1 protein-coding gene is annotated in these 216 nt (G+C 46.8%); it reads right to left on the reverse strand.

Going from position 1 to position 216, the window contains the following annotated elements; all coding sequences use genetic code 11:
• Positions 1-216, reverse strand: a 216-nt coding sequence (locus A3750_RS04275; RefSeq protein ID WP_304440167.1) for an OmpW family outer membrane protein, incomplete at both ends; no start/stop codon positions are given.

The following is a 216-nucleotide window of genomic DNA, read 5'->3' on the forward strand; positions in this document are numbered from 1 at the left end:
ATTGAACGTTACGGTAGGTGGCAAGTGTTTAGTGGATGCGATATCTGTTCCCAAAGCGTCTAGCGAAATATCATGCTTAAAAGGTGTTGCACCCAGTACCTCGATGCCTACGCTTGGGTTGAACATGTAGGTTAAGCTTAAGCCGAGCTGTGTGTCGTCGTCTACGTCAACACCATCAATTCCTGTATTGCCCAGAGCAGGGGTATCGATAAAGAT

It is taken from the genome of Oleiphilus sp. HI0079, assembly GCF_001635105.1.